The organism is Marinomonas sp. 63XJN7_7_ISO-PGPR-S23-202, assembly GCF_056173505.1.
In genome coordinates this window covers 1,601,276-1,620,836 of sequence record NZ_CM149677.1, presented here as the reverse complement: position 1 = coordinate 1,620,836, position 19,561 = coordinate 1,601,276, and the positions used below count along the sequence as shown (strand labels likewise).

The 19,561-nt window shown below is 45.7% G+C and carries 18 protein-coding genes and 1 riboswitch; of the genes, 3 read left to right on the top strand and 15 right to left on the bottom strand.

Going from position 1 to position 19,561, the window contains the following annotated elements; genetic code table 11:
- Positions 1 to 33 precede the first annotated feature (33 nt).
- The 6 genes from AC0VYG_RS07470 to AC0VYG_RS07445 form a co-directional block, all read right to left on the bottom strand.
- Positions 34 to 318, bottom strand: coding sequence for a MazG nucleotide pyrophosphohydrolase domain-containing protein (locus AC0VYG_RS07470; RefSeq protein WP_017449629.1), 285 nt, complete (start codon positions 316 to 318; stop codon positions 34 to 36).
- Positions 319 to 440: 122 nt separating this feature from the next.
- On the bottom strand, positions 441 to 863 hold the full coding sequence (locus AC0VYG_RS07465) for an SMI1/KNR4 family protein (protein ID WP_475431689.1): 423 nt from the start codon (positions 861 to 863) through the stop codon (positions 441 to 443).
- 63 nt (positions 864 to 926) lie between these two features.
- On the bottom strand, positions 927 to 1,553 hold the full coding sequence (locus tag AC0VYG_RS07460) for a LysE family translocator (RefSeq protein ID WP_475431688.1): 627 nt from the start codon (positions 1,551 to 1,553) through the stop codon (positions 927 to 929).
- Between the two features lie 116 nt (positions 1,554 to 1,669).
- Positions 1,670 to 2,050, bottom strand: coding sequence for a nuclear transport factor 2 family protein (locus AC0VYG_RS07455; RefSeq protein ID WP_475431687.1), 381 nt, complete (start codon positions 2,048 to 2,050; stop codon positions 1,670 to 1,672).
- Between the two features lie 104 nt (positions 2,051 to 2,154).
- Positions 2,155 to 2,592, bottom strand: a complete 438-nt coding sequence (locus AC0VYG_RS07450; RefSeq protein ID WP_475431686.1) for a T6SS immunity protein Tdi1 domain-containing protein — start codon at positions 2,590 to 2,592, stop codon at positions 2,155 to 2,157.
- A 116-nt stretch (positions 2,593 to 2,708) separates the two neighbouring features.
- On the bottom strand, positions 2,709 to 3,161 hold the full coding sequence (locus tag AC0VYG_RS07445; RefSeq protein ID WP_475431685.1) for a GNAT family N-acetyltransferase: 453 nt from the start codon (positions 3,159 to 3,161) through the stop codon (positions 2,709 to 2,711).
- A gap of 356 nt (positions 3,162 to 3,517) precedes the next feature.
- Between AC0VYG_RS07445 and AC0VYG_RS07440 the strand changes: the two genes are divergently transcribed.
- On the top strand, positions 3,518 to 4,480 hold the full coding sequence (locus AC0VYG_RS07440; protein ID WP_475431684.1) for an integron integrase: 963 nt from the start codon (positions 3,518 to 3,520) through the stop codon (positions 4,478 to 4,480).
- 72 nt (positions 4,481 to 4,552) lie between these two features.
- On the opposite strand, the gene atzF is transcribed toward AC0VYG_RS07440, so the two are convergent.
- The 7 genes from atzF to AC0VYG_RS07405 all read right to left on the bottom strand — a co-directional run bounded on the left by atzF (position 4,553) and on the right by AC0VYG_RS07405 (position 14,534).
- Entirely contained in the window at positions 4,553 to 6,382 is a 1,830-nt protein-coding gene (gene atzF / locus AC0VYG_RS07435; protein WP_475431683.1) for an allophanate hydrolase, read from the bottom strand.
- A gap of 23 nt (positions 6,383 to 6,405) precedes the next feature.
- Positions 6,406 to 10,035, bottom strand: coding sequence for an urea carboxylase (uca, locus tag AC0VYG_RS07430; RefSeq protein WP_475431682.1), 3,630 nt, complete (start codon positions 10,033 to 10,035; stop codon positions 6,406 to 6,408).
- A 266-nt stretch (positions 10,036 to 10,301) separates the two neighbouring features.
- Entirely contained in the window at positions 10,302 to 10,946 is a 645-nt protein-coding gene (locus AC0VYG_RS07425) for an urea amidolyase associated protein UAAP2 (protein WP_067018269.1), read from the bottom strand.
- A 2-nt stretch (positions 10,947 to 10,948) separates the two neighbouring features.
- Entirely contained in the window at positions 10,949 to 11,689 is a 741-nt protein-coding gene (locus AC0VYG_RS07420) for an urea amidolyase associated protein UAAP1 (protein WP_199476203.1), read from the bottom strand.
- A 20-nt stretch (positions 11,690 to 11,709) separates the two neighbouring features.
- Entirely contained in the window at positions 11,710 to 12,567 is an 858-nt protein-coding gene (locus AC0VYG_RS07415; protein WP_475431681.1) for an ABC transporter ATP-binding protein, read from the bottom strand.
- Positions 12,564 to 13,382 carry an ABC transporter permease gene (locus AC0VYG_RS07410; protein WP_475431680.1) on the bottom strand — a complete coding sequence of 273 codons (819 nt, stop codon included), beginning with the start codon at positions 13,380 to 13,382 and terminating at the stop codon, positions 12,564 to 12,566. Before AC0VYG_RS07410 ends, AC0VYG_RS07415 begins: the two co-directional genes overlap by 4 nt.
- A gap of 99 nt (positions 13,383 to 13,481) precedes the next feature.
- Entirely contained in the window at positions 13,482 to 14,534 is a 1,053-nt protein-coding gene (locus AC0VYG_RS07405) for a putative urea ABC transporter substrate-binding protein (RefSeq protein WP_475431679.1), read from the bottom strand.
- A 62-nt stretch (positions 14,535 to 14,596) separates the two neighbouring features.
- A riboswitch (guanidine-I (ykkC/yxkD leader) is annotated at positions 14,597 to 14,705 on the bottom strand.
- Positions 14,706 to 15,048: 343 nt separating this feature from the next.
- Between AC0VYG_RS07405 and AC0VYG_RS07400 the strand changes: the two genes are divergently transcribed.
- Positions 15,049 to 15,354: a hypothetical protein gene (locus AC0VYG_RS07400; protein WP_475431678.1), complete on the top strand. Its 306-nt coding sequence runs from the start codon at positions 15,049 to 15,051 to the stop codon at positions 15,352 to 15,354.
- 87 nt (positions 15,355 to 15,441) lie between these two features.
- Positions 15,442 to 16,083 (top strand): AAA family ATPase, encoded by a 642-nt coding sequence (locus AC0VYG_RS07395; protein ID WP_475431677.1) that lies wholly within the window; start codon positions 15,442 to 15,444, stop codon positions 16,081 to 16,083.
- A 34-nt stretch (positions 16,084 to 16,117) separates the two neighbouring features.
- Here the strand turns inward: AC0VYG_RS07395 and AC0VYG_RS07390 are convergent, their stop codons facing one another.
- Together AC0VYG_RS07390 and AC0VYG_RS07385 are read right to left on the bottom strand one after the other, a co-directional pair.
- On the bottom strand, positions 16,118 to 17,323 hold the full coding sequence (locus AC0VYG_RS07390; protein ID WP_475431676.1) for an ROK family protein: 1,206 nt from the start codon (positions 17,321 to 17,323) through the stop codon (positions 16,118 to 16,120).
- A 321-nt stretch (positions 17,324 to 17,644) separates the two neighbouring features.
- Positions 17,645 to 19,120: a carbohydrate porin gene (locus AC0VYG_RS07385; protein ID WP_475431675.1), complete on the bottom strand. Its 1,476-nt coding sequence runs from the start codon at positions 19,118 to 19,120 to the stop codon at positions 17,645 to 17,647.
- Positions 19,121 to 19,561: the final 441 nt, after the last annotated feature.

Here is a 19,561-nt window from a genome sequence, read left to right as displayed (position 1 = left end):
TGAATCCCTCTTGAACAATTTGTTATACGCGCCCTATCGGTTGTACTTAACCTTATTCAGAACTTCTTTTAGTTCATGCGTTTTCTCAAGGTTTACATCGTGAATATTGGCTAAAGCACAAACATAGTACAAGACGTCATATAACTCTTCTGCGATTGAACCTTTGAGTTCATCTAGCGTTGGTTGCCCACGTTTACCTTTGCGAATTGATTCCGATAATTCGCCAACTTCTTCGATTAGTTTTAAAAAATAGTGTTCAGATTGCTCTGGCGCATAATCGAATTCTTTTATATGACTTTGTAACTCAGATAACTTCATAACATCCTTTTTGTATCATTTTCCATTAAGCGTATAACGCCTCAAACACCGACTTGGTGAAGTTGGCGGCTTTTTTGGAACAAAAAAGGTGACAGCTTTACCAGTCCGCGTGCTTTGACTTGTTAACCGTTGCTTGGCACCAAACCATTTAATAACCACTCTTCCAGTGAGGGCGCCAATTGATAAACTTCACTATCGGCTTCCCACTCTACAATTATTTTGCCATCAGGATCTATTGCGATCGGACTACCCGAACCGTCCCAGCCGATGATAAAATAACTACCAATAGTCCAACCATTTTCAATGGCACATTCTTCATCAAACTTAGTGTGAGTTGAATGTAATTCATCGACGGAATCAACCCACTCAGATCCTATGACACCTCCTCCGCAGTTTAAGAGAAACCATTTATAGTCTTCTGGTATCGCCCGACACACTTCCTCAAAATCTTCGATCTGTTTTCTACTCGCTGGCGGATAAGAAATACCAGACTCTCTAGCTTTCCAGATTTCGAGGATTCTTTTCTTAGATTCTTCGCTGATCATATTTTTATGGTTAACGTTTGTGGCACGGGCGAGGAACGAGTCCTGTGCCCACATTTGTTCTATTTAGTTCGTAGATGAAAGTAATTTCAACCCCAAACCACCATAAACAACTGAAAAAATCTTTAATATTTTGCTTCTCGATTTTCGATAAAACCTTACAAATGATCTACTTGAAAATATTGACGCATACGCCACGTGAATAATTACTGAAAGAGTGAAAGTGCCAACGATTGCAGCAATTGAAACCCAAGCTGGAGCGTTGTTAAATGTAGATAATGATACTATTGCAACCCAAGCTAGTGCAGCTTTAGGGTTCGTCATCATCAGTGCGTAACCTCCGGTAAAATACTGTTTGGGTATTAACCCATGAGTCTTAGAGGACCTATCTGGGGCTTCAGTCTTAGCTGACTTATAGGCTTTGATGGCGAGATAAATTAAGTAGCACCCTCCAAACACCTTTATCAAAAATAGTAGTTCAGCGTATTTAGCAATAATCTGAGTCAGGCCTAAAACACTTAGAGTCGCCCACGTCAAAGAGCCGAATGCGATACCAAGACCAAACAATAAACCCGCAGCTTTACCTTTTTCTAGCGAGATATTAAGAACACCAAAAACATTAGGGCCTGGTGAAAGTACTGCAAAAATAAACGCAGTATATGTTAGTAACAACGCATTTATGTACTCAACCATTTCCAATTCCCTTTAAATAGAACGTAAAGCTCAATGGAGCACCCACTGAACTTTCAACAAATTCATCACCTTATACCAAAAACTGCGGACCGTAATGCTTCCATTGCAGCGCCTTGTTAAACAGTAATTAAACTCGAATGGGCAGCTATTACTTCCCAGTGATTACCTTCTGTATTTTGCCAAACTCGGGTGAACCTAAATGTTCCATTCGCTGGATTACCATCATAGTTACCATTGATTGTTACCTCGGCAAATACAACCGCTGTATCCTGTTGCAATTTTATCTGCTGGTCTTCGACTGAAATATTAGATATATGCAACAAACCTGATTTATGTGCTTCTAAATCATCTTTTTTGCCAAGGATTTGACCCAAGTGATTCGTAAAAATTAGATTGGAAGACAATAGCTTGTCTAAGCTAACGGTGTCAGACTCAAGCATTGCTTTACACAATAATTCTTCAGCTTCCAGAATTTGAACTTCTCTATTATTTTCCACCGTAGCTCCTTTTTACTGTTTAACGCCAAGGTAACGGGCCGCTTTGGAGCAGAGCCAAAGGCGGCGCGGAAAAGCGGTCCCGTTGACCGCATGGTTATGCGGGACTACTCAATAACTCGAAGCTTGATTTGCGCTCCGTCAGGCAGTTCCTGAATTTGTTGGCCAACATCGCCCGAAAATAATATTTGCTCAACTTGTGAGACTGTGCGGATGTTTGAAATACCGTACTCGCCCCCTAAAACACCGGGAATAGCAAAATGGAATTTCCTGCCCACGGGCAAGGAGCCGAATTTCTCTTTGGCTTGCGACACTAAAGGTTCCATATACCAGTCGGCCAGAAATTCTTGATTCCGCGATAGCTCATCAAGCTCGTTTCGAGTATTGGCAACAACTTTACAATAAACATCCTCAGGGCAAACGCGCCAATATCTGCCCGCAAGATCCCGCACCATGAGGTTGCCAAAATCGTTTTCGCCCACAACCTCTTGCGGCTCTATTCCCGTCCAGCCCCAGGCTTGCTTGATTGCTTCAATGATGCTCATGGTCTTCTTCTACGCATAACGTGGAGCTTTGAGGCAATTTTGTAGCCGTGCAGCGGCGGAGAAATTGTCCGGCAACAGCGACTTGTTGAACGACAGCTCACCGGACATGCACGAATTTATACCTGTTTTCTGAAGTACACACGGTTAAAACCCGCTTCGCGTCGACGTTCGACTTCGACGTACCCCATCTTTGGGTACATGGATAGGTTTTCCGTCATTGCTTCATTCGTATATAGCACCACTGCTTCGTGCCCCGCGTCTTTAGCGATGCGTTCAACGTGCTCGATTAAGCACCTGCCAAAGCCGCGGCCATTGCACTCAGGTAAAACCGCAATGTTCTCGAGGCTAAAATGACTGCGTTCCGGATAGAAAACCACATACCCAACCAGGAGCGAGTCGCAGATGGCTACATCTATGAAGCCTCTGGCAATCAGGCTTTCGAAATCCGCATGCATCGGCGCAGGCTCTCTATCCATGCGCGGAACATATTTTTCATAGGCCTGCCGCGCGCAAGACTGAATATCAGTAAGGTCGGTTTCGCAGGCTGGACGGATTTCGATGGTTGGCATTCTTCCGTGATCTCCTTTGCCGTTTAACATTTTAATAGTGCGCATGCGCTTTTAGACAATTCCAAAAAGTTCTAATGAACGCCGTAAGTAACTGAATCAAAGTTACTTTACGAAATTACTCACAGAAACTGAAACTGGAAAAACGAGCATGCGTGTTTACACATTTATCCACAGCACGTTATTTCTGATGCGTATATTCTTATTCATTGATACTAAAAGACTTTAAGGCATGCTGCCAGTGCAGACACGCAATTTTTTGATTATTTTTCAGACAATCCGTGCCAAAAATTGGCAAGCTGAAAAAATATACTGTGTATTCATACAGATTTAGGTCAATTATCCACAAGGAGTGTGTGATGTCTTCCAGTCCTTTTCTTAACTTTATTCGTAATGAACTCAGGCTGCGCGGCTATAGCTTAAAAACAGAGAAGTCTTACCTGTATTGGATTAAATATTTTATTCGATTCCATAAGCTGCAGCACCCTCAAAATATGGGGGCAGAAGAAGTAAGAGCGTTTTTATCATTTTTGGCAATTGAACAAAATGTTGCCATTAACACACAAAAATCTGCCCTTAATGCCCTCGCATTTTTATATAACAAGCTACTTGATCAACCATTAGGAGACTTAGGATTTCAGCATGCTAAACAAGGTCGGCGCTTACCCATTGTTTTAGCACCTAACGACATTCAGAAAATACTAAGCTGCTTAAATGAACGGGATCACTTAATGTTCTCATTGCTATATGGCTCAGGACTTAGGATCAGTGAGTGCTTACGTATTCGCATTCAAGATATTAATTTGGATCAAGGTAGCTTGGTGGTACGATGCAGCAAAGGCAATAAAGATAGAACCACGATTCTTAGCCGTAAATTAGCTGAATCTTTAAACAAACAAAAATCCTATGCTCAAAAAATCCAACAAGACGACAATACAAAGGGATACGGCCCTTCTTTGCCCTTCGCACTGTCTAGAAAGTATCCGAACGCATTTCGTCAATTAAGTTGGATGTTTTTATTTCCCTCTACATCAATCAGCCCGCACCCTTTGACTGGCGAATTATGCCGGCATCATTTACATGATTCAGTGCCCCGTAAAGCATTAAAAACAGCAGTCCATGAAGCAGGAATTAATGAAACAAGAGTAAATTGTCACACCTTCCGCCATTCTTTTGCGACTCACTTATTGATGGCCGGACGAGATATAAGAACTGTTCAAGAGTTGTTAGGCCATAACGATGTGTCAACCACACAAATTTATACGCATGTAATAGGTCAACATTTTGCTGGAACCAATAGTCCACTAGACCAACTGCTATAAATAACATTTCCATAAAACCACTTCTCTATCGCTAGAAAAGTGGTTTTCGTTGTCTCTGCGCTTACCGTCTTGCTATTTCAATGACTCTAAATACGCTCGCCAGCCTTTAAAATGGGTGATGTCTTGCGCGTTTTCGATGCCGTAAGGTTCACAGATAAACCCTGCCACTTGGCTGCCGTTGGCGAGTGTTATTTTGCCGATGCCGAGGGGCGCGGGGATGCCTGCGACAAAGCTGCCAAAGTGTTGTGTTGGCACAGACCAAACTTCCACTTCGATGGTATCACCATTGTCTTTATCGAGTATCAACCCAGGGCGAAGCGGAGGCCCGCCTGCCAGTGCGTACATGCGATACATGGTGGCGGTGGTGGTTTTGGCTTTTAGGGTGGCGCCGCGTTCCGTTAGTTGCCAGTTGAGTGGCTGGCCTGCTAAATGCGCGCCGCAGACCATGACGTCGATGGTTTTCGGGTTGCTCACAGGGGTTGTGTTGTTTGGCGTTGCCACGACTTCTAAAGCCCCTTTGTTTAGGGGAAGCGCTTGCTGAATGCGGTTGGCAATGGACATTAACATACGGTCGCTAAAAGTCGGCCCCACAAGCGTGATACCAAATGGCATGTCGTTGTCTGTCATCACGGTGGGGACGGCAATGGAAGCCAAATCAATCAGATTCATAAAGTTGGTGTAATAGCCCAACTCGCTATTGTGCTTAATCGGCTCAGCGAGCATTTCTGCTATGGTGAAGTGGCGCCCTGCTGTAGGCGTCAGCAAACAATCCACCTTTGCCATTTGAGCCAAACAAATTTGCTTCAAATCGTTAATGCGATACTGGGCTTTAAACAAGGCCGTTGCCGGCGGTTTGCCACCCGGCGCGATGATTTCCCGCACGACAGGGAAAATCGCCTCTGGATTCTCGTCGATCAGAGGTTGTGTGGCAATGTAGCGCTCGGACACCCAAGGGCCTTCGTATAAAAGTTGGGCGATTTCATCAAAGGGGGCGTAGTCGATTTCTTGGAAGGCAAAGCCCTGCTCTTTAAGCAATGCTAACGTCTCGAAATAGGCTTTTTCATAGCTTTCGTCACCAAAGAATTTCAATTGATGAGCAGGAATCACACCGACGGTTAACGGCCCCGTACGTAAACCATAATGGCGAGCTTGATTATCAAAGGGGTTCTGGCGGCTGTAGCCATCTTGTACATCAAAGCCTTCTGCGGCCGCGAGCGCGGTATTGGCATCGTCGGTGTTGTAAGCAAAAATGGTCATGCAATCCAAGCTACGACAAGCAGGCACTAAACCCGTTGCCGATAACAAGCCTATGCTCGGTTTCACACCAACTAAGTTATTAAAGCAAGCCGGAACACGGCCCGAGCCAGCGGTGTCAGTGCCTAAGCTGAAACTGGCTAAACCAAGGGCCACAGCAACCGCCGAACCTGAGCTGGAACCACCACTGATGTAATCGTAATTAAACGAATTATGACAAGCACCGTAAGGCGAGCGGGTACCGTTCAAGCCTGTGGCAAATTGGTCTAAATTGGTTTTGCCAACGGGAATCGCCCCCGCATCGATCAGCTGTTGAACCACTTGAGCCGAGGCGCTCGGTGTGTAAGCAAAGGCATCACAACCTGCCGTGGTCGGAATGCCCGCCAAATCGATGTTGTCTTTAATGGCAAACGGAATTCCCCATAGGGGGTGCGTGTCCATGTCTTTGCTTTTTAGGCCTTCCAGCCAAACCGCTTGTTCCGTTTCAGTTAACAGGTGAATCCAAATGTTGTGATCTTTGTAATCGGCTGCGCGCTCTCGGATATCCGCCATTACGCTTTCAGGGCTGGTTGTACCCGCTTGATAAGCGCTGCGCAGGGCAGAAAATCCTATGTCCAATCCACTTTGTGTTTCTAATTGCATGCCCATAGTTTGCTCCTCAATCTTCTACTTTATTCTTCAAGAACGACAATCGCTTGCCCTGCATTAACGCGGCTACCGTCTTTTAATAACAAATTCGATACCACACCTGCGCTAGGGGCATAGATGGGAATTTCCATTTTCATGGATTCTAAAATCACTAGCAGTTGCCCTGCTTGCACCTGATCCCCTTCTGCCACCTGGGTTTGCCAGACGCTACCAGAGACGGGGCTATCAACGACGGTCGCGTCTTCGCTCCAGGTGATGTTGGTGGAAACGGCTTCGGCTTCGTCTGTATCAAAGTGGAATTGACCATTGGCATGCCAGCGCGCTAATTCGTCTTCAAAGGCTTTATTACGACCTTGTTTGAAGCTCTCAATGCTGTCTTGGTTGTCATCGATAAAGCTTTGATAGTCAGACAAAGAGAAGGTGCTCTCTTCGATGCGTATTGGGCTCTTATTTCCAGGGAAAGTGTCATGGGGGAAGTCTTTACGGATCTGCTCCAGTTCTTCGTGGCTCACTTCGTAAAAACGAATTTGGTCAAAGAAGCGCAATAACCAAGGTTTACTGAACGCGCTGGTCTGACGATAGCGGTTCCACATTTGTAATGTTCGGCCAACAAATTGATAGCCGCCAGGGCCTTCCATGCCATATACACACAAGTATGATCCACCGATGCCCACCGAGTTTTCCGCTGTCCAGGTACGTGCTGGGTTGTATTTGGTGGTCACTAGACGATGACGCGGATCCACTGGCGTGGCCACGGGGGCACCAAGGTACACATCCCCCAAGCCCATCACCAAATAGCTCGCACTGAATAGGATGTCTTTCACCTCGTTAATGCTGTCTAGACCATTGATACGACGGATAAACTCTAGATTACTTGGGCACCAAGGGGCATTAGAGCGTACGGATTGGGCGTATTTGTCGATGGCTTCTTGGCAGGCTCTGTCATCCCACGACAAAGGCAAGTAGACAATTCTTGATGGCACGGTGAGTTCATCAAGCTGTGTGCTTAAAGCTTGCTCCGCCGCTTCTAGATGGCTTAATAAAGCCGTGTAGCTCAGTTGTTGACTGTCGTAGTGAATCTGCAAGGAGCGAATCCCCGGTGTCAGTTCGCGCATTCCGGCTAATGGGTTTTGCTCTAGCCATTGCATCAAGGCGTGAGCACGAAAGCGCAAACGAATGTCCAGTATTTGCTCGCCATATTCCACCAGCATGAAGTGATCTCCCGCCGCACGATAGACGATTTCGTCACCAAAACGATCCGCCGATAGCGTTTTCAGAATCGGTGTCTGCTCTTCACAAGGGGGAATGTCGCGTTCAAACGCGGTGAGGTTTGCCAAGCCGTTATTTTGGGCGGCTTCTAAGGCCACGGCGTCTTCCAAGGTCACAGGAATAAAACGAATTTTATCCCCTGCGCGAAGTTGACCCAGCTTCCATAAATCCGCCGTAATCACCGTAGCGGGGCAAACAAAGCCACCAAGGGATGGGCCGTCTGGCCCTAAAATCACCGGCATGTCGCCGGTAAAATCCACACTACCAAAAGCGTAAGCGTTGTCATGAATATTGGACGGATGAAGCCCTGCTTCGCCACCGTCGTTACGTGCCCATTTCGGTTTTGGGCCGATTAAACGCACCCCGGTACGGCTGGAGTTATAATGGATTTCCCAGTCTGTGCCGAAGAACATCTCGATGTCTTCTGGGGTAAAGAAATCTGGCGAGCCATGTGGGCCGTAGATCACACGCAATTCATGGTGATTGCCCAGCTGGGGCACCAATTCGCTTGGGGCATGTGTGGGCAAATTGTCTAAAGACGCAGGTAACGTGTGCAAGACATCGCCTGTTTGAATGGCTCGGCCATTGTGACCACCAAAGTGTCCCAGTGTGAAAGTGGATTTCGACCCCAAATAATCGGGACAATCAAAACCACCCGCTACGGCTAAATAGGCCCGTGCGCCCTGCTCTTTGATGCGCCCCAAAGCTAGCGTCTCGCCCGCTTTGATGGTCACTACTTGGTTTTGCTCAATGGCTTGACCATCAATTGTTGCATCAATCATCGCCCCACAAACGACCAGACATGTTTCAAAGCTGAATTTCAAACTTGGCCCTTGCAGGGTAATTTCCATGGCGGCGGCAGAGTCTGGGTTATTCAGCAAGCGGTTGGCGAGACGGAAATGGTAATTATCAAAAGGGCCAGACGGAGGCACGCCCACATTCCAATGATGTTGGCGACCAGGAAAGTCTTGCAAGGTGGTTTGTGTACCGCCACTGAGCACATCGATACGCTCTGGCTGGTAGACATACTGGTTGAGATAACGTGTACTCACTTCACCGCGCAGTAAAACAGGGTCGATAACCAAGTTTTTCAGGTAGTCTAAGTTGGTTTCTGTGCCATATAGCACACAGTCGTCGAGGGTAGCTTTTAACTGGGCAAAGGCGTTCTCGCGATTCGCCTGATGCATAATCACTTTCGCCAGCATAGGATCAAAATACGGCGACACTTCGATACCAGTTTCGATCCAAGTATCAATGCGAACACCCGAATCAGCAGCAACCTTAGTATTAGCCAAAGGCCACTGAACCTGACTCAACAAACCGGCACAAGGCTGAAAGTCTTTATACGGGTCTTCCGCGTAAAGGCGCACTTGTACCGCATGACCCTTCGGTTGTAACGCTTCACGCTTAGCGTCTAGGGCAAGGTCTTCGCCAGCGGCAAGACGTATCATCCATTCTACCAAGTCCACACCGTAGACCATTTCGGTGACGCCATGTTCCACCTGCAAACGCGTATTCACTTCCAAAAAGTAAAACTCGTCCGTGTCCATATCGTAGATAAATTCTACCGTACCAGCATTGCGGTACTGAACAGACGACAATAATAGCTCAGCGGTTTTATGAAGCTGTTTGCGCACCTCATCGGTAAGGTTTGGCGCGGGGCATTCTTCGACGACTTTTTGGTTACGACGTTGGCTAGAGCAATCGCGCTCCCCCAGTGCTAATGCACTCCCTTTGCCATCGGCAAAGATCTGCACTTCAATATGACGAGCGCGAGCAATGAACTTCTCTAAAAAAACGCCGTCGTCCGCAAAGTTATTGGCACCTAAACGACGCACGGAATCAAAGCTGTCTCGTAAGCCTTTCTCATCGTGGCATAGATGCATACCAATGCCACCGCCACCCGCCGTGCTTTTTAGCATCACAGGGTAGCCAATGGCGCTTGCGGTTTGGCAAGCGCTGTCTAAATCGGTGAGCAATTCGGAGCCTGGCGACAGTGGAACATTGGCTTTTTCTGCCAATTCCCGTGCTCTGTGCTTCAGGCCAAACTCAATCATTTGTTCGGCGGTGGGGCCAATAAAGGCAATACCTTCTTCTTCACAGCGACGCACAAAGGCCGCGTTTTCACTCAAAAAACCGTAGCCGGGATGGATCGCCTGGGCACCCGATTGTTTGGCTATATTGAGTATTTTATCCATATCCAAATAGGTGTCGCTGGCACTGCCTTCGCCTAAGGAATAGGCTTCATCCGCGCGTTTAACGTGTAAACTTTTGGCATCGGATTCGGCGTACACAGCCACGGAGCCAATCTGCATGGTGTTAAGCGTGCGAATAATACGAGTGGCGATGGCGCCTCGATTGGCTATTAAAACCTTATTAAACATGGTTCAACCTTGTCCGGGCCGTCCCGGAGTGAGATAAACCTCAGTGGCCGTCCACTGGGCTAACTAAAACGATCGGCTCTATCGGTCGTGACAGAGTACTTCATGAACAAAGCCTGTATTAAACAAGCCAGAATGTCTGAGTAAAAACAGGTACAGAAAACGCTCAGTCGAAATACAGTCCCTGCATTTAACGACCTGCCGCCCCCATCCATGGGGCTGCTTATTTCGTAAGCTGTTTTCTCTATCAAGCATCTCAGACTACCAATTTAGCGTTTGTCCCAGACCAACATATCCACTGGCGTTGGGTTATAACCGTTACAAGGGTTATTTAATTGTGGGCAATTGGAAATCAGCACGATAATGTCCATTTTAGCTACCATTTCCACGTATTTGCCGGGGGCTGAAATCCCATCTTCAAAGGTCAAACCACCCGCTTGCGTCACAGGCACATTCATAAAAAAGTTGATGTTGTGGCTAATATCACGCTTCGATAAGCCAAACTCTGGGTTTTCAGTAATCGCTAACATCCAGCTATCACGACAAGCGTGCATACAACGTTTTTCTAGGTCATAACGCACGGTATTACTTTCTGTTGCGCAGGCTCCACCTAGCGTGTCGTGGCGACCACAGGTATCTGCGACGATCTCCAACATAACGTTGTTTTGATTGGAGCGAATTTCTGAGCCAGCGGTTAAATACACGTTGCCTTGCTCGCGAATGGTGTCCGTGGCGCTGTAGCGCTCGGCAGGATCATTGGCGTTGTAAAACAAAGTATCCGCCGCTTGGTTACCTTCTAAATCGACGAGACGAAACGTACTGCCCGCTTTTACAACGCCAATAAAATAATCCCCCGCATCAATATGGTAAGTGGTATTAGCATGCTCTGGGTTTAATAGGCTTTCTTTGATCATGATTAGGCCTCCGCGCCAGTGTCTGTGCTCATATCAGCACCAAGGTAATAAAGTTCGTTATTCGCAAAGCCACGTTGGTTTTCAGGGCGAGACATTTTGCAAAAGTCGTCTTCCGCCACAGGGGCGGCTTTTTCTAACAGGATGGCAATCGGCTTTTTCGGGTAGCTGGCCGCGTTGCTCAATGGATGAGGGCAGGTATGCAGCATCACCAAAGTGTCCATTTCAAAACGCAAGGTGACACTTGAGCCGGCAGGACTGTTGCCTTCCACTAACGACATATTGCCGTCAGCATCGGTACCCACTCGACTAAATAAGTTCAAATTTGCGGCGATGTCGGCTTTGGTCAGGCCATATTTGGCCATTTCCACCAGCATGGCATCGTGACCATTTTGCATCCAATCATTACGATCGTTTTGGTAGTCGCGCTTGCCCCATTTGGCGGCAATGTGAGAGGCGTGACTGTTACCGCTGACGGTTTCATGCCAGCCCACGGAGTCTTCGATAATGGAAGCAAAGATTCGCCCCATGTCAGAATACAAGCAATGACCTTTGGTAAGTTTGAAAGTATGCTGCCCTTTTAAGGTGTCTGGCGCGTTGTAACGTTCCAATAAGTTTTCTGGGTTGTAAAACACCATGCCCACATTGGCATCGCCTTCGATGTCTGTGAGGGTCATTTGCATACCACGGCGCACACGCAGTGACCAATGGCTGGCAGCCGGAATAATGGTTTCGTACTTTTTCATAATAAATTTTCCTCTGCGTTCTATTCCATACTCGAAATGGACTGTTCCATTTTAGTAAGTGGTCGAAGCTGTTGATCGATTTCGTCATAAAGCGGCTCAGGCATATGACCTACCGGTAGGTCATAGGTGATTGAAGCGCCATAGGCATTGGGGGAATGGGGGTCATGACGCAGTTTGTCGAATACCCATAAGCGTGTGCCGAGGTAGAAGCCTTCTTTTAGATCATGGGTGACCATAAAAATGGTCAGTTTATGTTTGTGCCAAAGGTCCAATACCAAGGCATGCATATCCGCCCGAATGCCTGGGTCTAATGCACCAAAAGGCTCATCCAGCAGTAAAATGCGTGGTTTACAGATCACCGCTTGGGCAATGGCAAGCCGCTGCTTCATACCGCCAGATAACTCGTGGGGATAACGATTCAAGGCATGACCCAACCCTACTTGTGCCAGCATCTCAGCGGCTTCCTGCTTGGCGACTTTTTTCTCTTTGCCAAATAAATAGCCAGTGATAGAGGATTTTTGAAAGCCCTTAGCCGCGATTACATTCTCCAACACGGTCATATGGGGAAACACTGAATATTGCTGAAACACAATGCCGCGATCGGAACCAGGTTCGTTGGGAATCGGTTTACCATCCAACAGCAATTCCCCTTCGGTGGCCGTTTCAATCCCTAAAATCATTTTCAAAAAGGTACTTTTGCCACAACCAGAAGCCCCTACTAAGGTAATAAACTCCCCTTCTTGCACCGAGACATTGACCCGTTCGAGAATAATGTCTTGCCCGTAGGATTTGCCTATGTTGGTACCTTGAATAATGGGTGTCACAGCGGCCTTCTTCACGTTGGATACGGCAGTCTTTGTCTGAATAGATTGACTCATGCGCCCCCCTCCAGACTCCAAGGAAAGAGTCGTCGATTCAATCGAGCCAATAAGAAGTCAATCAAGAATGCCAGTAGAGTAATCCACGCCACATAAGGCAAAATGATGTCCATGGCAAGATAGCGACGTACTAAGAAAATGCGATAGCCCAGGCCATCAGTGGAAGAGATGGCTTCTGCGGCGATTAAAAACAGCCAGCCCGAGCCCAATGACAAGCGTATCGCATCAATCAGTTTGGGCATGATTTGCGGTAACAACACGCGAATTAAAATTTGGCTGCTGCTTGCTCCAAGTGTTTGTGCTTTCACCAGCTGTTCTGTCGGAATTTCCTGCGTTCGCCGCTGAATATCCCGAGCGATAAACGGGGTAATCCCGATGGCAATCAGGGTGATTTTCGAGGCCTCCCCTAATCCCACAACAATGAATAAAATCGGCAACAACGCCAAAGGCGGCACCAATGAAATCACGGTCAGCAAAGGGGAAAAACTGGCATTCACCACGGGTAGGGCACCCGTTAATAAACCTATAGCCAATCCCAGCAACGCCGCAATCAGCACCCCCGCCCCTAAACGCCCCAGACTGCTCAACGTATCCTGCCAGAACACATAGTCCCCCGTCCGACGACTGGGCTCAAACGCCATACGGTAGATCGCATCGCCCATTTGACTGAACGCAGGCAGCATTTTATCACTGGGGTTGATGGCTAAGCGGGCATCCGAGCTCACCATATAGATCACCAATAACAGAACAAAAGGCAGTAGGCCGATAATAATCGCACTGGTTCTGCTTGGTTTTAAATTAATCATTTTTTTCATGTTGAGTCCCATGACCACTCTCTTCGCTCTTCTTCCCTTAGTTTTCTCAATGAAAACCAAGGGAAGCCAGACCTCCAGAGAATGTGTTTGTCAGGTGAGTTACAGTTTTCCGTCGGCTGCCATTTGCATATAGGTCGGGTCAAAGCGCAGTTTGATATTGTTTTTATCGCCAAATACGCCTGCCGGCATTTGAATACCAACCGCCCCTGCACTTGGCGCCCCATCACCTAATAAACCGTGCTCAAACGAGAATTCAGCAACGTGCTTCATGGTAGTGTAGAGTTGTTTACTATCGACCAACTTAAGAGCTGATTGTGGCGTGTAGAACATGTGGGTTTTTGCCAATTGCGCATCGTAACTGGCAAGGTTTGTTTCCGCTGCCTCGGCCATGTCTGTACGGACTTCTTTGGCTTTTGCGCTGTTACCTTGCATCAATCCCATGATTTCGTACCAAGCACCAACAAGGGCTTTACCAAAATTAGGGTTCTCTTTAAGGGTTTTGGTATTGACGACCATGGTGTCTAGGATTTCGCCTGGGATTTGAGAAGAGTCAAACACATCATAGGTGTTCGGCATTTGTAGAATCTCACTGACAATGGGGTTCCATGTCACAGCAGCCGTTACGTCACTGGTGCCAAACACCGATGCCATGTCTGCATCAGAGGTGTTCACCACGTTCACGTCTTTTTCGCTCATTCCCACCGAAGCTAAGGCGCGAGCAAGCAAATAGTGAGACACACTAAATTGAACCAAGTTGACATTTTGGCCTTTAATGTCTTTTAGGTGTTTTTTGCCTTTCAGGATAACCGCATCATTACCATCGGAGTAATCACCGACAATCAGTGCCGTACTGTCTACGCCACTGGCCGCGGGGATCGTCAAGGCATCCATGTTCGCCATAGTACAGCCATCAAACTGACCTGCGGTATATTGGTTCATGGATTCAACATAGTCATTGATTTGTACGACATCGATATCGATACCGTATTTGTCGCCCCATTTTTTGATAATGCCGGACTCTTGAGCATAAGCCCAAGGCATCCAACCCGCATAAATGGACCAACAGACTTTGAAGTGGTCTTTTGCCAAGACATTGGCAGACAGTAGAAGAGAACAAAGCAGAACGGTTAACTTTTTCGCGGAGTATTGCATAGCGGTCACCTTTTCAGTTTTTACATTACACACGGAGTACCCTTGGCAAATATCGCCATGTGGTCTCCCGGGCTTTTGTCCCGCCGTGTAACCTTGAAACTGACAAGGTCGAATGCTCTCGGACCAGTCACTATATTTTTCTATATAGCCGGAACCCTAGCCTTCTATTACATCAAATTGTGAAGCTCGACTTCCCAAGGGTACGAACTTGGTTTACATAAAGCAGATAGTGTGCCAATTGCGCAATTTCCTTGTTTTAACAGGATTCATAAAGAATAACGGCCTCAAACGTCAAAAAATATGCACAAAAAAAATGAAACTTCTTGGGTCATAGAGCAAAAAACGCACTGCGATAGCGCAACCATGAATTAATTAATTCATTTAAAATTAATTATTGACAGTCTTAATACTCTTGTACTATTTTTGATCTGCCCAAGAGGCCCCGACGGACGCATGATTCCATTTTGATCAGAAAAATCACGCGATCTGTAGTGCTTAAAACCGGAGGAAAATAATGATGAAAACGAAAGCCGGAACGATGACAGCCATAGCAGAAACCTTGATGGCCGATAATGTGTTTGCTATTCGCCAACGAATTAAGAACCATTTAACTCTCAGGACAAATAGCAACCCACTTTTTATAATAGTGCGAGAGTTAGTCGCAAAAAGATCGAAAGTTCTCACAGCTCTTCTTTTATTCTTCCTATTGATTGCTGGCATACCGTTAGATTCGAACTTTTTCTCGCCCTACAACTTAACCTTTACCTTACAAAAACTGCAATTAGTCGGCATCACTGCCCTCATTTTTTTACCAAATTGATGCGTTACGCAACAAACCATGTTGAATACAGGGTGAGCATATCATCTGTTTGAAAACCCAAGCCCTTTTGACCAAGGTTAAACGTTGATGGATACCTTAAAAGACAATGTAGAGAGCATTCTAAAGCTCATTTATCAAAAACATCAAAGCCAACAGCGTATTTTGATAGGCATTGCTGGGCCTCCAGGTTCCGGAAAGTCAACGCTTGCTGAATCCGTTGTCTCAGAATTAAATAACCAATCGATAGACAGAAATACATCCGCTTTATTGCCCATGGATGGCTTTCATTATGACAATGAGATTCTGATTCAGCGTCATTTACTCCCTCGCAAAGGATCTCCTGAAACCTTTGATGTCAATGGCTTAAGCCATTTACTGACGAATGTGAAAAAAGCAGAAGGAGATATTCGTTACCCTATTTTTTTTAGAAAGCTGGATCGCTCTTTTATTGATGCTGGGCTACTTAAGAAAGAGGTTGATATCATCATTGTTGAAGGCAATTACCTGCTACTGGACGCGCCAGAATGGAGAGACATAGCACAGCTATTTGATATGACTGTATTTTTACAGTCTTCCTTAAGTATCTTAGAAGAAAGATTAAAATCAAGATGGCTTGGTCTTGGTTATTCTTTAGGAGATGCGCTAAAGAAAACCCATGATAATGACTTGGTCAACGCAAAACTGGTGCTTAACGCCAGTCTCCCAGCAGACCTGACGCTCTATGAATAATCTTTAGTTGCCTGCGACTTAATCACTTAGGAGCTTAGTCATTTAAGAATGTGGTGGGGGACTCTCGTAGCAGAGTATTTTGATTAATCATAAACTCTGTTGAAATTTGATAACCTGCCGCTCCTAAAGCACGAGCAACATGAGCAAAATGCCCGGCATTGATAACGGGTCTCACAATACCTTGTAAATCCAGCTGATCTAATTGTGCTTCTATTTCTCGAATAAGCCTCTCCCGAATCGTCGCAGGAAAAGCCCCATCAATGACAACCGTTTCAAAATCGATCACAGCCAAGGTCGAAACAATAGCGTGGCCTAAGCTACGGCCAGCACGTTTTAACCAAGCACTCACCGCTTCTTCCCCTTGCGACCAATCAAACGCTTCTAAATAAATATCCTGCGCTATGGGCAATGTTTGCTCTGTCATCATGTGTTCTAACGTCACAAGGGATGCATGATCAACTAAGCGCTCACCGCCACGCTCATCCGGTACACGTAATGGACCAAACCCACCAGCTCCGCCTCGCAATCCTGGGAAAACACTTCCATTTAAGACCACGCCACCACCAATAAAAGTGCCAACAAAAAAATACACAAGATCTTGAGCTTTTAAATCTGAACCAAAAAGAAGTTCTGCTCTGGAGGCGGCTGTCCCATCGTTTTCAATAGAAACAGGCCATTCGACGATCTCTTGGATCGACTCTTTTAGATCAAAATCACGCCAGGTTTTCATTTCTTGTAATGGCGCATCAAAGTCCGATGCCCAACTCCATAACTCAAAGGGACAGGCAATATTAAACGCACTAATATCCTCATGCAGTAGCTGCGCCTCTGATAAAAGTGTCGATAAGTTCTCTTCGATAAATCTAAGGGTATTACTCGGCGTAGGATAGCGATGGTAGCTTACTATTCTGGCTTTAATGTCACCGATAAAATTGATAAGAACAAGATCAAAAGAACGCCGCCCCACTTTAAAACCGATATAATGCCGGACGTCTGGATTTAAACGAATCTCTGTCGATGGCTGGCCTCGTTTGCCTCGAATAAGATTACCTTTTAATAAAAACCCTTCTTTTTCCAATGCCCGAAAAATCATCGAAATGGCATTCGCTGACAGCCCTGTCATTCTGGTGGCTTCTGCCTTCGTCAAGGTTTTATGCACTCGCATCAAGTGCAGTATTAAGCGCGAGTTAATCCCTTTTACCGTTGTTAAATTCGACCCTTTTAGTGGTTGTGAGTGCATGAAAATCTCTTAAAAAATAAAGGCATATAACGCGTTACCAGAAAAATCTATCCTAACACAGGAGGCTTTCTATGTGACAAGCATCATCATACACAAATTTGAGACCATGATCTGCTCAAACGAACTTCAACAACGTGCTCCACTCCTCTACCTCTAAAAGAAACGTTAAGAGAGACATTCAAACGCAATAAATGGGACAAAAAAAGCCCCTGCTGTTCAGCAAGAGCTTTTCATTTTCATCATCATTATAAGTTTTGTGTTGCTTTTTAACCGTGCTTCCGTGCACCGACATTCGCTTATGAGTCCATTTTCCTATTAGAACTAGAACCAAGTTTCCATTTGTAGGGCGAATAAGGTTCTACCACCTGAGCCCATAGGCTTAGCGGTATTGTCTAAACTAATGGTGTAGTTATCCAAGGCTTTACTCCAGTTCACATAGCTCACCGCAAAACGCAATTCTGGGCGAGTAAAAAAGCCACCAGCCGTCGACATTTTCAGCGTTGGAGCAATGGTTGCTTTGTAGAAGTTACCGTTGGCACTGCTCGTACCGTTATTGAGATCCATGTATTGATAAGAACCTTCGTACACCATTTCAAAGTTATCAGTAAAGGCGTCAGACAAACGCACGTTTAACGAGGCCCATTTGAATTCATCGCCTGTTTTAATACGGTCTTTACTGTATTCTGCCATGAAGGCTGGAGCCACTTTCCAAGTATCGTTTAAGTTAGCCACACCAAACGTGAAGAAACGCACTGCTTTGGCTTTGTCATTCAAATCACCGTCTGCGCCGATTCGTTTTAGCTCAGCACCCAGACCCTTACCAAGTAAAATACCGGTTTTCGAAAAGCCCTTAGATAATCCATAAAAACTTCCGCCATGATAAGCAAACAAGGTATGTATACCACTGTTTGCACGTACCGTTGGCGAACTCACTGTTGAAGCACGTTGATCGTTACCAGGAGAGGTCATTCCACTGACCATAAATTGCCATGGACCAATATGGTTATTCATGGTGGCAATATAGTTTTTAATATTGTTACTAGAGGTATCGGTACCAAAATCACGGCCGTAAATGGAGAAGTTTGACTTCCAGTCATTGCCTAACTGCACATCATAAATACCCGCACCCGTACCGGATAAGAAAACGATATCTGAGTCGAAGAAGTGGATATCAAAGTTGTCGCGGTCGAAACGCTTACCCGCCCATACTTTGGCATTTTTGAATGCGCCCGTAAAAGAGCTGATATTAGATAGCTCCGTATAGATTTGGCGAACGTTGAGTTTGCTCTGGTCTGCTGTCCAATCATTGCTGGTTTGAGTACTGTCAGCAATCATGATTTTATAAAACGATTTGGTGCCGTTGTCAGCAACACTTTTGTGGATCAGATCCGTTTCAACATAGTTATCGTCTTCAAGACCTAAACGTCCAACGGGGGCTCCAAGGGTTCCTGCAGCGGTCATATATGGACCCGTTCCTAACACTTTACTGTTGTCGTTAGCGGCCCCATAACCATGGTTATTCATCAACAGTCCAGCACGAGCGTAAGCATGAAACTCGAAAGAAGAGGCATCATCAGACGCTTTAATTGCGGTCGCGGTTGCTTCTGAGGCTTTATTGGAAGCTTGCTTTGCCGTTTTTTCTGTCTTATTCAGGCGAGCCTGAAGCTCATTAATCTGCGTCTGCAAAGACTGAAGGCTTGTACTCGTACTTGCATTGGTATCGGCCGCCCATGCTGAAGACATTGGAAATTGCGCTGCTAGCATTGCGATTAGTAGGGTCTTTTTTGTTGTTATCATTTTTTTCTCCATCACATATCAAAATATGACAATTCATCAGGGTAAACATCATCATAAAAGTGCACAGGAGAAATGCGTTCACTGCTTTCATTCGAGCATTAATCACAGTCAACGCAATTCAATAAAAACAACATAACCTTAAGAGCGAGGTGGGTTTTATGTTGTTTTTATTCCCCCAAACATGCATGACGGAGAAGATACTCTAAAGGCTGACACTGCGACCATAGTGTTTCCTCATTTATTGCAAATTAAGTTGAAATTAAGTTGAAATTAAGTCTACAGCCTGAACATTAAGATGCTTTTAAGTACATTTCGCATCATTTTAAGATCATATTAAGATGAAATAGACTATTTTCAGATTTCCTTAATTAGCCAAAATTCAAGCAACAGATAAGAGAGGGTCAAAAGAATGGAGAAAAAACATCAAAGAAAAGTAGGTCT

Coding starts and splice junctions, on each gene's coding strand:
- AC0VYG_RS07425 (WP_067018269.1), bottom strand. CDS start 10,946: ATGATCAAAGAAAGCCTATTAAACCCAGAGCATGCTAATACCACTTAC.
- AC0VYG_RS07445 (WP_475431685.1), bottom strand. CDS start 3,161: ATGCCAACCATCGAAATCCGTCCAGCCTGCGAAACCGACCTTACTGAT.
- AC0VYG_RS07385 (WP_475431675.1), bottom strand. CDS start 19,120: ATGATAACAACAAAAAAGACCCTACTAATCGCAATGCTAGCAGCGCAA.
- AC0VYG_RS07460 (WP_475431688.1), bottom strand. CDS start 1,553: ATGGTTGAGTACATAAATGCGTTGTTACTAACATATACTGCGTTTATT.
- atzF (WP_475431683.1), bottom strand. CDS start 6,382: ATGGGCATGCAATTAGAAACACAAAGTGGATTGGACATAGGATTTTCT.
- AC0VYG_RS07410 (WP_475431680.1), bottom strand. CDS start 13,382: ATGAAAAAAATGATTAATTTAAAACCAAGCAGAACCAGTGCGATTATT.
- uca (WP_475431682.1), bottom strand. CDS start 10,035: ATGTTTAATAAGGTTTTAATAGCCAATCGAGGCGCCATCGCCACTCGT.
- AC0VYG_RS07395 (WP_475431677.1), top strand. CDS start 15,442: ATGGATACCTTAAAAGACAATGTAGAGAGCATTCTAAAGCTCATTTAT.
- AC0VYG_RS07465 (WP_475431689.1), bottom strand. CDS start 863: ATGATCAGCGAAGAATCTAAGAAAAGAATCCTCGAAATCTGGAAAGCT.
- AC0VYG_RS07415 (WP_475431681.1), bottom strand. CDS start 12,567: ATGAGTCAATCTATTCAGACAAAGACTGCCGTATCCAACGTGAAGAAG.
- AC0VYG_RS07390 (WP_475431676.1), bottom strand. CDS start 17,323: ATGCACTCACAACCACTAAAAGGGTCGAATTTAACAACGGTAAAAGGG.
- AC0VYG_RS07440 (WP_475431684.1), top strand. CDS start 3,518: ATGTCTTCCAGTCCTTTTCTTAACTTTATTCGTAATGAACTCAGGCTG.
- AC0VYG_RS07400 (WP_475431678.1), top strand. CDS start 15,049: ATGATGAAAACGAAAGCCGGAACGATGACAGCCATAGCAGAAACCTTG.
- AC0VYG_RS07470 (WP_017449629.1), bottom strand. CDS start 318: ATGAAGTTATCTGAGTTACAAAGTCATATAAAAGAATTCGATTATGCG.
- AC0VYG_RS07420 (WP_199476203.1), bottom strand. CDS start 11,689: ATGAAAAAGTACGAAACCATTATTCCGGCTGCCAGCCATTGGTCACTG.
- AC0VYG_RS07405 (WP_475431679.1), bottom strand. CDS start 14,534: ATGCAATACTCCGCGAAAAAGTTAACCGTTCTGCTTTGTTCTCTTCTA.
- AC0VYG_RS07450 (WP_475431686.1), bottom strand. CDS start 2,592: ATGAGCATCATTGAAGCAATCAAGCAAGCCTGGGGCTGGACGGGAATA.